At 67.8% G+C, this 11,944-nt stretch carries 8 protein-coding genes; 1 reads left to right on the forward strand and 7 read right to left on the reverse strand.

The genetic code is table 11. The features are described 5' to 3' along the window. Positions 1-422: 422 nt before the first annotated feature. From ltrA to QH270_RS01805, 7 genes are all read right to left on the reverse strand, one after another. Positions 423-1,787: a group II intron reverse transcriptase/maturase gene (ltrA, locus tag QH270_RS01775; RefSeq protein ID WP_280338585.1), complete on the reverse strand. Its 1,365-nt coding sequence runs from the start codon at positions 1,785-1,787 to the stop codon at positions 423-425. A 722-nt stretch (positions 1,788-2,509) separates the two neighbouring features. Further along, the gene (locus tag QH270_RS01780) at positions 2,510-3,739 is read right to left on the reverse strand and encodes an IS256 family transposase (RefSeq protein ID WP_228801771.1); all 1,230 of its coding nucleotides are present in this window, start codon (positions 3,737-3,739) and stop codon (positions 2,510-2,512) included. A 1,105-nt stretch (positions 3,740-4,844) separates the two neighbouring features. Next, positions 4,845-5,339 (reverse strand): hypothetical protein, encoded by a 495-nt coding sequence (locus QH270_RS01785; RefSeq protein WP_104360076.1) that lies wholly within the window; start codon positions 5,337-5,339, stop codon positions 4,845-4,847. Positions 5,340-5,590: 251 nt separating this feature from the next. Beyond that, positions 5,591-5,959, reverse strand: coding sequence for an ANTAR domain-containing protein (locus QH270_RS01790; RefSeq protein ID WP_052373434.1), 369 nt, complete (start codon positions 5,957-5,959; stop codon positions 5,591-5,593). A gap of 183 nt (positions 5,960-6,142) precedes the next feature. Continuing rightward, positions 6,143-6,442, reverse strand: coding sequence for a P-II family nitrogen regulator (locus tag QH270_RS01795; RefSeq protein WP_228807839.1), 300 nt, complete (start codon positions 6,440-6,442; stop codon positions 6,143-6,145). A gap of 20 nt (positions 6,443-6,462) precedes the next feature. Next, on the reverse strand, positions 6,463-9,030 hold the full coding sequence (locus tag QH270_RS01800; protein ID WP_043601197.1) for a DUF2309 domain-containing protein: 2,568 nt from the start codon (positions 9,028-9,030) through the stop codon (positions 6,463-6,465). Next, positions 9,027-10,619, reverse strand: a complete 1,593-nt coding sequence (locus tag QH270_RS01805; protein ID WP_104897572.1) for a proton-conducting transporter membrane subunit — start codon at positions 10,617-10,619, stop codon at positions 9,027-9,029. Before QH270_RS01805 ends, QH270_RS01800 begins: the two co-directional genes overlap by 4 nt. Positions 10,620-10,847: 228 nt before the next feature. Between QH270_RS01805 and QH270_RS01810 the strand changes: the two genes are divergently transcribed. Then, positions 10,848-11,753 carry a helix-turn-helix domain-containing protein gene (locus QH270_RS01810; RefSeq protein ID WP_063832113.1) on the forward strand — a complete coding sequence of 302 codons (906 nt, stop codon included), beginning with the start codon at positions 10,848-10,850 and terminating at the stop codon, positions 11,751-11,753. Positions 11,754-11,944: the final 191 nt, after the last annotated feature.

The raw sequence follows: 11,944 nt of genomic DNA on the forward strand, positions 1-11,944 counted from the left end.
GGCGATCACCCATCGCCCGAACGCTCGGGGTCGTTTGTGCTTCTTCGCGATCAATCCCGCGATCCGCATCAACGCATAACTCCTGATCTTCTCGAAACGCTGCGATGAGTTCCCATAGCTGAAATACCCAAACTCACACGGCCGACCCGTCTGCGCCCCGCGCGCGCCCCGGCGGGCGGGGCGCCCGCCCCCCCGCCCCCCCCCACCCGCGAAAACAGCAACTCAAACCCACTCAGGCCAGCCGACACCCTCACGGAGGGTCGGGAGCTGGCGCGGTGATCCTGGACAGCGGCAGGTGATGAAGCCGCAGGTGCCGGGTGGTTTCCCACCGGGCTGTTCATCTTCCTCACCGTGACTGTTCTGGTGTTCCGATTCCAGCTCCCGCCACATCAATCCGTGCATGCGGTTCTCCCGCACACGGCTTACCGACGCCGTTCACCGCCGGCATTCGGCATCACCCGCCAGGCCCGGAACGGCCTGGGCGCGACCACGGTTCCGTCAAGGCGGATCAGGCCGAGTTGGTCGTCGGACGCGAAGGCGATCACCCATCGCCCGAACGCTCGGGGTCGTTTGTGCTTCTTCGCGATCAATCCCGCGATCCGCATCAACGCATAACTCCTGATCTTCTCGAAACGCTGCGATGAGTTCCCATAGCGGAAATACCCGGCCCAGCCGCGCAGGAAGCTGTTGACCTCCTCCACGATGCGTTCCACCCGCAGCAATACCCGATTCCGGCCGGTCATCGCCCGGATCCGGTTGCGGGCATGCTGCATCGCCTTGTCTGCGGGCCAGCGAGCAAGGAAGGCGACTCCTTTGCCGCCGGTGCGTCCTTCCGCGCGCACCCACCGATGATGAAAACCCAGGAAATCCAGGCCCTCACCACCCTCGGCGAGATGCACGATCCGGGTTTTGGCTGCTTTCGCCTCCAAACCCAGATCGGACAGCAGAGCCGTCAGCTGCACCAGCGCAACTTCGGCCTGCTGCCGGGAACGGCACATCACCACGGCATCATCAGCGAACCGGACCAGCACTCCATGCGCCCGGGTATCCCATTGCCGGTCGATCCGGTGCAGATACACGTTGCACATCAACGGGCTGATCGGACCGCCTTGTGGGGTTCCGGTCACCTCGCGCCGCATCGTTCCGTCGCTCATCACCCCCGCACGCAGCATCGCGCGCACAAGGCCGAGCACGGCACGATCGCTGAGGCGTTCCTCGATCGCCTGCATCAACTTCTCATGCGGAATCGCCGAAAAGCAGTTGGCGATATCCGTTTCTACCACCCACCGGCGGCCCCGCCACGCTTCGTCCACGAGGACCTGCAAGGCGTCGTGCGGACTACGTTTCGGGCGGAACCCGAACGAGCAATCCACCATGTCGGCTTCGAAGATCGGCTCGAGCACGATCTTGCACGCCGACTGCACGATCCGGTCACGCACCGCGGGGATCGACAACGGACGCCGCTCACTGACGCCAGGCTTGGGAATCCACACCCGGCGCAACGGCAGCGGCCGATACGTCCCTTCCCGCAGTTCGCAGGCCAGCTCATCGAGCAGCCGGTCTATCCCGTACTGCTCGACCTCGGCCAGGGTGGTTTTGTCGACACCCGGTGCACCGTTGTTCGCGCGCACCGCGACCCACGCACGCCACAGGACATCTCTGCGGAAGACCTTGTCCCGCAGCGCATGAAACCGTCGCCGGGGATCGGCCTTGGCCGCCCGGTAAAGCGCATGCTGCAAAGCTCGAACCGGGTCCGATCCGGACCCCGACGTGGCGGAACTAGCCATAGATGGCACTCACCAGGCCCCTCTCAACAGTCATGACGCATCGACGAAGCAGCGGTCCTTCCCTCACCGGCGGTTGTGTTGTCCGCCCGGCTCGACCGGTACTACGACCGCCTCCGACTCCCTTCCGGCAGGAACCCGTTTCCCGAGGTCATCGGTTATCGAGCACCACCCTCCGATGACATGTTTCCGCAGGTCACCGGGCCGGTGAGGGCCTCTCCAGTTCCCGTCGTCACTATCGATACGTTCCACGCCCCATACGCCGGAGAGTTCTTCGGCACCTGCATCTCCAGGTCTTCGGTGCCTTCCATGGCCTTCACCGTGATTTCGGCGGCTCGGCACTCTCTTCACCCACCCCTCAGGGGCGGACCTCTAACGACGCCGCAGGCTTCGCTTCATGCTGCGGACCGCATCTTCGCTCCCCCTTCAAGGGCTTTCGACACTGGGCTCCGACCTCACCCATTTCCAGATGAGGCCGCCAGTCTGCTACCGAGCCACCTGGCAGTTACCCGGACCGGACTTCCACCGGCAAGCGACGACGAGCTTACGAACCAATCACCTACCAGAGGCGACCTCCTGTTCAACTGGACGCACGAAAAATCGAGGCTAACTGGACATTCCACCGACGGCGCGCAAATTCTCACCTTCCCGCTCCCGCACACCTTTCCCTGAGCGGGTCTGTCCAGTTTCAGGTGTAAGTCCGTCTCCTTCCTCGGGTGATTCGGTTACGTGCGGGCGGCGGACAGGCGTCCGTCGAAGGTGATCTCGAACGCGTTCAGGGCGGCTTTCCAGCGGTTGGACCAGCGTTGCCGGGCGGTGCCGGTAGGGTCCAGGCTCATGATCGCCATGTAGACGCATTTCAGCGCCGCGGCCTCGGTCGGGAAGTGCCCGCGGGCTTTGACCGCGCGGCGGATGCGGGCGTTGACCGACTCGATAGCGTTGGTGGTGTAGATGACCTGTCTGATCGCTTGGTCGAACTGCAGGAACGGCACGAATTCGGCCCATGCGTTGGTCCATAACCGCACGATCGCGGGATATCGTTTCTCCCATTTGTCGCTGAACTCGGCGAAGCGATCCAGCGCCGCGGACTCCGACGGCGCGGTGTAGACCGGTTTGAGGTCTTTGGCCAGCTCGGGCCAGTCCTTGCGGCTGGCGTAGGAGAACGAATTGCGCAGAAGGTGCACGACGCAGCCCTGGACCAGCGCCTGCGGCCATACCTGGGCGATGGCGTCGGGAAGGCCTTTGAGCCCGTCGCAGACGACGATGCAGACGTCGGCCATGCCACGGTTCTTCAGCTCCGCCAGCACACGCAGCCAGTATTTGGCTCCTTCACCGTCGCCGTGCTCGCCGGCCCACAACCCCAGGATGTCGCGGGTGCCGTCCACGGTCACGCCCATCGCCACATAGATCGGGCGGTTCGCGACGTTGCCGTCTCTGATCTTCACGTTCACGCAGTCCAGGAACAGCACGGGATACACCGGGTCCAGGGGCCGGCTCTGCCAGTCGGCCATGGCGTCCATAACCCGGTCGGTGATGGTGGAAATGGTTTGTTTCGATACCTCGGCGCCGTAGACCTCACGCAGGTGCGCCGAGATCTCCCCGGTCGTGAGTCCCTTGGCCGACAGCGAGATCACGATGTTCTCCACACCGCCGAGCCTGCGCTGACGCTTCTTCACCATCTGCGGTTCGAAGCTGGCGTCGCGGTCCCGGGGCACCGCGATCTCCACCGGCCCGGCCTCGGTTTCGACGGTCTTGGTCCGCTTTCCGTTGCGCGAGTTCCCGCCGTCCCGGCCGGCGGGATCGTGTTTGCTATAGCCGAGGTGGTCGTCCATCTCGCCGTCGAGGGCGGATTCCACCACCAGCTTCGTCATCCGGGCCAGCAGCCCGCCCTCACCGACCAGCTGCAGCCCGTCACGGCGGGCTTCGGCTGCCCACCGCCGGATCTGCTCGTCCATCGACGCGGCAGCCGACCCGGCTGCATCGTCTTCCGACTTCTCTTCAGTCACAACAGCATCCATCGTTCCCAGGACTTACACCGGAGAACTTACAGACCCTCCTGAAGCTCTAGAGGCTGGGGATGCGTGCCTGCCGTATCGGATTGGCAATGGCAAAGGGTGGCGACATGTAGCTGTCAGTGATTCTGAGCTCTTGCTGGTGGCACGTGGTCGAATGCGTGTGTCGGCGTGCTCGGTCGTTTGCGGTGCGTGGCTGGAGGGTACGGGCCGCTGCTCGAGACCTCGCCTGTCGTTGTTCACCTCGGGTCCGGGTCTGAGTACCGTCGCGGTTCCACCGGGCAGGTGGTGGCGGCGATCCGCGCTGGGACAGCGAACCTTGCCCATGCCGCGGCGGTGGCGACCGCTTTGTTCACCGCGTTCCTCTCGCCGCTGAACATGGGCGTGGAACAACGCATCCAGCGTGGGCGAGTGACGGCCGTCGACGACGGTACATGCCGCGGCGACGCACAACGCGCGGATCGGGTTCTGGTGCGCGCGGGCTGTGGGGGGGGGGGGGGCGGGGGGGGGGGGGGGCGGGGCCTAGGGGGGTTTGGGGGCCGGCCCCCACCCGTCCGGTGAGGTTGCAGGTCTTCACCGGAGGACCGACCGAACAACGCTGGTCGTCTGCGGGTGGCAGGGGCTGGGGTCCAGGAACGGCGAGGTAGAGGGCGGAAGACGCGCGGTGCACGGGGGCTTCGGTGGTCGGCGCACGGGCGGTGTGGGCGGCTTCTAGGGGATGGCGTAGGCGGCGCTGGCCGTGGGTAGTGGAGGTGCGGGTGTAGCACGGCCACCGCACCTGACTGCTGAAACTTGATGAAATCGATCCCGCGTGCCCCAGGTACGTGACTCTTGCCCACCCCTTGACTCGAGTGAGATTGCCGTTGCTGACGTTCTCGGCGAAAACGGCCTGCACGCCTCGTTCGGTGATGCCCACAACTCGGGGGAGATCGCGGATGATGACGGCCAGTACCGCTGGTTACGTCAACCACCGACACCGACACGATCGCCCCCTTTCTCCACGGGATCGGATAGGTCGGGGAACTCGCCACACGCCGCGCGCGTCCTGTCAGGTGCTCATCGGCCTCGCGTCGGGCCAGGCGTAGTCCTGAATTCGGCGGATCCGCAGCCCGGCGGGCGCGGTGTCGCGCAGGTGGCGGCGAGTGCACTCGGTGATAAGCCACGCGTCCGGCCCGGCGGCCAGGACCAGCAGTCCCGCGCCGCGGTCGCGGCATAGCCGCGCCAGCACGCGTGCGACGCGGCGCGGCAAGGCCGAGAATCCGGTGCCGGGCACCTGCGAGACCGCGCTCACCGTGATTCCGCGCCCGCTCGCGGTCGCCCGCAGTCGCGCGGCCAGCGTATCGGCGCGGTCGATGCGCTGGGCCTGGCGCCACGCCAGCAGTCGTGCGTTCAGGCTCGCGCGGGCGGGAGGAGTCAGCACCGCCAGGATCAGAACCCCGTGGTCGGGCACCAGATCCGTCACCACCCGGGCATCGACATCGTCCACATCGGGATCGGTGACATCCAGTGCCAGCACGACCGGGGTATCGACCGCAGCAGCCACGACGGCTCCTTCTCGGACAGCAGCGCACGCGGCGCCGCGGTGGTGGGCATCGGGGGCGTCACCACGGTCGAGGGGTGTGGGCGACCACCCCCGATATATGAATCGTAACTTACGAATTACATTTCGTCGATTGGGTTGTGTGTCGCTGCCCGATGCCTGCGCGGGCGAGCCGCCGCGCTGGCAATCGGGTGTCGACCGTTGGTCACGTTGGGACAGCCCCCCGGTGGCGTCGCTACCGCGTACGTTCGTCGTCATCGGGGAGCGGGTGTGTGGTTGAGCAGTAGCCGCTCGACCGCGGCCCGCTGTTCGGGCAAGGCAGGCGGGAGAGCGGGTAGCGCGGCGATCAGCGCGGTGGCGAACGCTCGCGCATCCGATCCTGTGTCCTGGATCCGCCAGGTGAGCACCCGCGCCGCGTGAGCGGTAGGCACCCCATAGACCGCCATCAGCACACCGATGGCCTGCTCGATCACGGCCGCTTCTTCGACCAGGACCGGCAACGGCACATCCGGACGGGTGCGCTGCTGTGTCAGGAACCACTCCCCGGTGCCCGGCACCAGGGTCGACGGCGCGGGGGTGCGGGTCGCCTCGGGCCCGCGCGGCTCACAGTGGTCGTCTGGCATGGTCTTGTCTTACCCGTTTCTGTTCGGTTCAGCGGAAGTGATCGGGCATCCGGACGGCTCCGGGGCGCGAGCCGACCGGGCGCGGCACTCGCTGGTGTGGTGGTATGGTGTTCGCTCCCTGTCCACGGATCGCCCTCCACAGCGCACCGCCGCAGCGGCCCATAGGAACGGGTGGCGGGTGGGTTACGTGAAGTAGTCGGGTCGGCTGACGTAGGTGTCGGTGACGAACATGACTCCGGAGGCGTTCTCGAGCAGGGGGCGGAGGCCGGCGATGAGGGCATCGGCGCGGTGATCGGGGATGACGGTGATGAGCAGTGCGAGGGTGTCCTGTTCGTTGAACAGCAGTCCTCCTTGGTGGTAGCCGTTGTGGCCCAGGCCGGAGACTCCGGAGATGGCGGTGTATCCGGTGGCGCCGGAATGCTCGATGAGGCGGCGGACCTCGGATGCGGCGGTTCCCGGGACGATGACTTCGATTCTGGTCATCCTCGTGAGGTCGGCGCGGGTCATGGCTGTGCTCCGTTCGTGGGATACAGGGTCCATCCGCTGCGGGTGCGGTGGTGCCAGGGCGAGGACGGGCCGGTGCGGGCGAGCAGGGTGATCCAGTGGTTGTCGACGAGATCGCGAAGTTTGGGGTTGCGGGCCAGAATGGTGTCGATTCGCTGGTGTGGTGCGTAGGCGAGGACGAGCAGGCGCATCGGTTCGTGTACGAGGCGGTCCCCGACCGCGACCGATTGCCAGGGCAGGCCGGTTCGCAGGTCGCCGGCCGGGCCGGTGAGAACGCCGATTCCGCCGACGACGTTGTGAGTGGTCTTGGTGCCTGCGCCGAAGGTGTCGGGGGCGACGGTGGAGAAGTAGTACTGGCAGTTGATCCACTGCGCGACGATGACCGGTGCGGTGAGGATCGTTTCCAGCGCGGTCGCGGTCGGGTCGTCGTCGGGGTTGTAGGAGTGCAGGAAGCAGCGGCGGCGTAGGTCGATGCCCGCGGACATAGTGCGTGGTCCGATGATGAACGCGGCGTTGCCGGCCAGGCCCCATTCGGGATATACCTGCGCCCAGTCCGCACTGCGGGTCTGGGCGTGGCGGGCCGCCGCGTGCGGGCTCGGTCGGTCTGGTGCGCCGGGAAGCAGGGGGGATCGTTCGGCGGCGAGGCGGCGTCCGGCTTCGGCCAGGTCGGAGGTGAGGCGATCGAGGTCGGGGCGGTGGGTGTCGGGTACCCGGTGGCGATCGAGAATGGTGACGTGGTCGCTGGTGGTGTCGTGTTCGGCGGCGACGAACCAGCTGTCGTCGGGTATGTCGATGCCGCGGCTGAGGAGCTTGCCGCGGACCTCGGTGTCGTTGAGGATGTCCACGGCGGCGCGAGCGTTCGGCCCGCCGGGGTTGCCACCGCAGGCGCCACAGGCCAACGCCGAGTGGAGGGGGTTGTTCTCGGTGTTGGCGCCGTGTCCGCAGAACACCACCAGTCGAGCGAAACCGCGAGTGAGTCCCATGACCGTGAGGGCGGTTTCGGCGATCTGCACGCGCTGGTCGAGACCGAGCGCGCCAGCGGTGTCGATCACGGTGCGGGCGGGGGGCGCGATCCGTGCCCGGGTGCGGGTGCGCCAGCGCCGGTAGCGGCGGGGGGCGATGGTTTTCGCGGCGGCCACGGGTCCGCTCGCCCAGCCGAGGATCTCGGCGAGGGCGAATGGCGCCGCCAGGTCGGCTTTGGCGGTGTGGACCGCGTCGGTGGTGGCGGCGAGGGTGTGCAGTCCGGCGATGTGGCGCTGCGCCGCAGCGGGCGCCGTCGGATCGGGTTGTTCGTACAGGTCGATGTGGGGTGTCACCAGAGCAGGCGCCGCGATGGTGGGGTCACCGTTGGCGAGGGCGTGGATGCGGCTGGCCACAGCGAAGAACCCCGCGAATCCGAACGTGTCGTAGTCGCCCAGCGCCTCGAGATGCCGACGCAGTCCTTCCGAGCGGGGATCGATGCACAACACCAATTGCGCGTCGGCGCGGGCGCGGGTCGGGGCGGGGGCGGGGTGGTCCAGTTCCTCGAGCAGACCGCGGCGATAGTGCGTCTCATAGGCGTCGAGCCACACCAGGGGGCGCGAATCGACAGGCATGCGTTCGAGAATCCCGCTGATCGACGCCTCGGCGGCGGCATCGAGATCGATCGTGCCCAATGCCTGTGCCGCGCGGCGGGCGCGGTGTGTGGCCGTATCCGATGGACGAGCGGGAACAGGTGCCGTCGGTGCGGGTAGTTGGGTGGTGTCGAGCAGCTGCGCCTCGTAACTGAGCCGGACGGCGAGATAGTCGACCAGGTCGATTCCGGCTCCGGGTGTGTTGCTGCGCCACAGGATGTGACTGGCCCAGCCCGGCAGCCGCGTCAGATGCGCGCGCAGGTAGGCGATCCGTTCGCCGCCGGATCCGACACCGAGCACAGCCAGCGCTTGCGAGACAGCCTCGGCGGGATCAGGGGGGAGGTGGCGCAGCGCGCGGCGAGCCGCCGCCGGGAGCCGGGGATCGCGTGGCGCCAGATCGGCCCAGGCCCGGTAGAAGCCTCGGTCGCGGCCGGGCAACACCCAGCTGGCCTGGCAGAGATCCAGATACGCCGAGCACCATTTGACGGTTTGGGCGTCGATCGCTGCCGCGGTGCGTGCGCAGAAGCGTTCGCTCAGAGTGAGAAGCCGACGAGCGTGGGGTGACGGGATCGATCCGTGGACAAGGTCGGCCAGCAGGATATCGACGGCGGTGTGGGCGCGACCGCCGATCTCGACCGGTGCCGCGGTGACGGCGTCGGGGAATCGGCGCTCGAGAGCCTCGCTCAGATCGGCCGTCGTGATGCGGCCGGTGGTGTGGGCGGCACGGAACTCGGCCTCGCCGAGGGTGCCGCGGGCACCGTAGAGATCACTGGCGATGGTGAGGGCGTCGTCGAAGCGGCGATGTTCCAGCCCGCCGAGCGGGTTGACCGCGATGAAACTGCTCAACGGCCACACAGGAGTGAGAACGCGGGCGGCCACGCTGATCTCGGCTCGCAGCTGTGCGCGGCTGACCGCGCTCTGATCGACGGTGACTGTATCGACGGTGACTGTCATGATTCTCCTACCACAGCGGGAACGAACGATCTGGCGGGCGCTGTGCGGCGCGCGCCACCGGGGAACGAGGTCCTGCGAGCGCGCGGACCGAGATCGCCGAGACTCAGACACGCCACATACAAGGTCTTGTGCAGTGAGGCCAGCGCGGGGACGGTGGTGACCCGCGCGAGGGTGAGCACCGCGATCACCGCGAAGACCGGGATCAGCGTCCACGCGCCCAACACCGCCGGACCCTCGGCCCGCAGCGCGGGTCCGGTGAAGGCGCTGAAGACCGACAGCGCGCCGAGGTAGGCGACCATCACCGCGACGAGCACCGCGATGAACACACAGGCAGGACCGGGCCTGCTCACGCGCCGGGACCAGCCCCACACCAGGTGTGTGCCCGTCACCCACGCGAACGCCAGCAGCAACACCGTCCCGGAATGAGCGAGCCCGAACACCGATCCCCACAGCCACACCGCACCAGCGAGCGCCACTGCGGGCACCACAAGCGCGAGCGCTCCGAACGCGCGCCGCGCGCCCGCACTGCCCAGTGGTCGCGGTGGCGCGGTGCGCTCTGCGAGATGGTCGCCGACCGCGGACCCGGACCCCAGGAAGAGAGCGGCCTTGTACATGCCGTGTGCGACCAGGTGGAACAGCGCGGCGGAGTAGGCGCCGAGAGCGCATGTCATCACCATGAATCCCATCTGTCCGACGGTGGAGTAGGCCAGTGCGGACTTCACATCGGGTCGGGTCAGCATGAGCGCGGTGCCGTAGACGGCGGTGAGCGCGCCGGCGACGAAGGCCAGACCCATCACCGCGGCGTAGGAGTCGATCATCGGGTGCAACCGCAGCATCAGCACCCCGCCCCCGTTGACGATGCCGGCGTGCAGCAGCGCCGACAGTGGTGTCGGCGCGGCGACGGTGGCCGGAAGCCACCCCGCCATCGGGACCAGCGCGGACCGTGCCACCGCCGCGACCACGAGGGCTCCCGCGACGAGCGGCCCCGTCGGCGCCGACGTCGTCGTCGGCAGCTCGAGAGCGCGCAGGTCGACGTTCCCCCACTGCACGGTGGCCACGATCACCCCCGTCCACAGCGCGATATCGCCGACGAGCACCATGCGTGCGGTGCGTGTGACCGCCACCGGCACCCACGCATCGGCGCGATAGACCCGCAACAGCCACCACAACCCGAGGCCGATCGCCGACCAGGCCACAGCCATACCGATCAGCGTGGCCGCGGTGACCATCGCCGCGGTGGCCGTGGTGAGCAACCCGGTCGCCGCGACGAAACGGTCCGCCCGGGCGTCCCCGCGCAGGTACCGCGTCGCGAAGCCCTGCACCACGGCACTGACACCCAGCACCAGCAGCAGCAACACCACCGACACCCGATCCGCGTAGAACCCGGCCATCACCGACCCACCCGAGCCGATGGTCACGACCGCGTCGACCGGGCCGCGCACCGCCACCGACCACGCGACCACCACAGCCGACACCGCAGCGAACGCCGTCACCGCGACTCCCCAGCGACGGCCGGTGCGCCCTCCCGCGAGCAAAAGCAGACCGGTCATCGCCGGCGACAGCACCGATATCAGCAGCAGCACACTCACTGACCTCTCCTCCCAGCGGACAAGCCGCTGATCACTCACCACCGCGCGTTCACCCGTTCCCGATGACCACCCGAACACGGGCCCGGTTGCCACCCGATTGCCGCGAGTAACCTCCGGGAACTCGATCGCGCGCTGTCGATCACGCCATAACGCGATTCAAGATACACGAAATCGGAAACACGTATTTGAATGTGTTAAATCACTGTCGCATGTTGTAGCGTGCGAGGCGTGACGGACTGGACGTTTCTCACCAACCACGCTCGGGTGCTGCTGTGCATCGCCCGTGACGATCAGATGCGGCTGCCCCAGATCGCCGAGGAGGTCGGCATCACAGAGCGGGCGACCCGGCGCATAATCACCGAACTCGAACGCGCGGGGTACCTTGAGCGAAACCGCGACGGTCTGACCGATCGCTATCGCCTCAACGGCAAGCTGCCTTTCCGGCCCCGGACCGACCGGGACGTCGCCGTGGGCGAGGTCCTCGACCTGCTCGAACACCACACCCGAGACGACGAAATCGTGGCCGAGGTCGCCCGACTGGAGCCTCGGCTGGTCGGCACGACCTCGGCGTGGATGATGCTGCTGGTGCGCAGCGTCGATGATCTGGACGCGGCCGTGTCCGCGGTCAACGACTACGTCAACCACCTGCGCGAAAGTCTCTCGCCGGCGAGTCGGCACGACAGCACACTGCTGGGCATCTGGGTTCGCGGCGACCTCGAGGAGGGACTGCCCGAATGGCTGCACTACGAATCGGCCACCCCCGCGGCCCAGGGCGAGGCCCCACGAACGGCCATGGTCGAGGCCATGGTCGGAGTCCGCAGATCGGTGTCGCTGTCGGGGCTGTGGACGCTGTGCTGGATCGACGGCCCCCTGCTACGGGCGACCGACACCACCGACCAAGCCCGTCGGCATGTCCTCGACGCTCTCGTCGCGGCGACCTCCGAACCGGGAGGGTCACGCCCGGGCGGCCTCTTCTACGCCAGCTTCGCCGCGAGCCGCCCCTCGACATTCATGGCCGCCGAGGTCGCCGATCTGCGCGCCCGTCATCCGCGGCTGGTGGCCGAGCAGTGGTTCGTCGTCGACGACGACCAGGGCATCCAGGGGCTGATCACCTACTCCGAGATAGACCGATGACGCACTCAGCCCGATCGACGAAAGCCGACGCCCCTGAGACACTCTCCGACACGGTCGCCGCCGCGCCAGCGGCCGCGGGCCCCGCGCGGGACAAACCCCCCCCCCCGGCGCTTATGCACACCCCCGCGGGGGGGGGCCGGCCCCCCCCCACCCCGAGAGGGCGCCGCCCCCCCCCCCCGCAACCCCCCCCC

Source organism: Nocardia neocaledoniensis, assembly GCF_029868625.1.
Lineage (GTDB): Bacteria > Actinomycetota > Actinomycetes > Mycobacteriales > Mycobacteriaceae > Nocardia > Nocardia neocaledoniensis_A.

Bases quoted from the DNA above. Each gene is read 5' to 3' on its own strand.
- QH270_RS01780 (WP_228801771.1), bottom strand. From the start codon at position 3,739: ATGGACGAGCAGATCCGGCGGTGGGCAGCCGAAGCCCGCCGTGACGGG.
- QH270_RS01800 (WP_043601197.1), bottom strand. From the start codon at position 9,030: ATGACAGTCACCGTCGATACAGTCACCGTCGATCAGAGCGCGGTCAGC.
- QH270_RS01790 (WP_052373434.1), bottom strand. From the start codon at position 5,959: ATGCCAGACGACCACTGTGAGCCGCGCGGGCCCGAGGCGACCCGCACC.
- QH270_RS01795 (WP_228807839.1), bottom strand. From the start codon at position 6,442: ATGACCAGAATCGAAGTCATCGTCCCGGGAACCGCCGCATCCGAGGTC.
- ltrA (WP_280338585.1), bottom strand. From the start codon at position 1,787: ATGGCTAGTTCCGCCACGTCGGGGTCCGGATCGGACCCGGTTCGAGCT.